The sequence below is a fragment of the Nocardia otitidiscaviarum NBRC 14405 genome, from assembly GCF_000308635.1.
Lineage (GTDB): Bacteria > Actinomycetota > Actinomycetes > Mycobacteriales > Mycobacteriaceae > Nocardia > Nocardia otitidiscaviarum.
Window position 1 is genome coordinate 1 of record NZ_BAGD01000254.1, and the last position, 1,410, is coordinate 1,410.

Sequence of the window (1,410 nt, forward strand, 5' to 3'; positions counted from 1 at the left end):
TTCAAACGCTTCCGCGCCGCCGATGTCCGCTCCATCCTCGCCGCCGGCACCGGCGCCCCGTCCCCACGCCCGGCCGGGGATGCGCTGGTGCTGGACCTGCCGACCGCGCCGACCCGATCCCTGGACGCCTACAAAATCACCCGCGATGGGAGCGGCGCATGACCACCACACGATCGAAAACCGTTGCCCCCACACCGATCCCGGAACTGGCGGCCGACCTCGATGCCGGGCTGCGCCGGTTGAAACTCGCCGCTGTCCGCCGCACCGCGCCCGAGGTCCTCGCCATCGCGAAAACCCAACGCTGGACCCCGGAAGAAGTGCTGCGCACCCTGCTCGACGCCGAGTTGGCCGCCCGCGACGCCTCCAACGCCCGCAACCGGCTCAAGGCCGCCGCGTTCCCGGTCACCAAAACCCTCGACAGCTTCGACGTCGCGGCCTCCTCGATCCCGCAATCCACCTTCGACTACCTGTCGAGTCTGGAATGGGTTCGCGCACAACAGAATCTGGCGTTGATCGGCCCACCCGGCACCGGCAAGAGCCACACCCTGATCGGGCTCGGTCACGCCGCCGTCACCGCCGGTCACAAGGTCCGCTACTTCACCGCCGCCGACCTCGTCGACACCCTCTACCGCGGGCTGGCCGACAACACCGTCGGCAAGGTCATCGACACCCTGTTGCGCGCGGACCTGCTGATCCTGGACGAAATCGGGTTCGCCCCACTCGACGACACCGGCACCCAGCTGCTGTTCCGACTCGTCGCCGCCGCTTACGAACGCCGTTCGTTGGCTGTCGCCTCACACTGGCCCTTCGAGCAATGGGGCCGTTTCCTGCCCGAACACACCACCGCCGCCAGCATCCTCGACCGACTACTGCACCACGCCACCGTCGTCATCACCGACGGCGACTCCTACCGAATGAGAAACCGGACCAAGGCAGGTGAGCGCCCCTGAACTGAACACCCACCCCCTGCAAGGGGGTGGGGACTTTACCTGGCCACCAGCGGCGACTTACAGCTGGCCATTGACACCGCGTAACAGGCGGCACTCACCTCGTACGACTTGGAGTTCGGCGGCCCTGGTGGAATGGCGCTGTCGGTGATGTGGGCGGCGGTCTCCCACCTCTCGCCGCGCTTGTACTCCAGAGCGAGTGTCAGAATGTGTTCCTCGGGTGGCACGTCGCATTGCGCGACGCCGTTGCCCTTGATTTCCGGCGGGTACACCGAGGGCCGTGAGTAGGTGAACTCGAATCCGCAGGACTTGGCGGCGGCGAAGTCGAGACCGGGCGTTTCCGCTCCGGCCGATGCCGCGGCGAGCCCAGCAGCTATGAACGGGACAGCGAGAACCATTGCAGTACAACGAGATAGCATTCTGAAATTCCTTGTGAAGTTGGAAATAGCGCGCCGCCCCGGTT

The 1,410-nt window shown here is 66.2% G+C and carries 2 protein-coding genes and 1 pseudogene; 2 read left to right on the forward strand and 1 reads right to left on the reverse strand.

Annotated features, from left to right (window positions below; genetic code table 11):
- Both ON31_RS37070 and istB read left to right on the forward strand, forming a co-directional pair.
- Positions 1-162: pseudogene (locus tag ON31_RS37070) on the forward strand (IS21 family transposase); the annotation flags it as partial.
- Positions 159-950: an IS21-like element helper ATPase IstB gene (istB, locus tag ON31_RS29585; protein WP_039818385.1), complete on the forward strand. Its 792-nt coding sequence runs from the start codon at positions 159-161 to the stop codon at positions 948-950. The pseudogene ON31_RS37070 and the gene istB, both read left to right, overlap by 4 nt.
- A gap of 35 nt (positions 951-985) precedes the next feature.
- On the opposite strand, the gene ON31_RS29590 is transcribed toward istB, so the two are convergent.
- Positions 986-1,345 (reverse strand): hypothetical protein, encoded by a 360-nt coding sequence (locus ON31_RS29590; protein WP_039818386.1) that lies wholly within the window; start codon positions 1,343-1,345, stop codon positions 986-988.
- Positions 1,346-1,410: the final 65 nt, after the last annotated feature.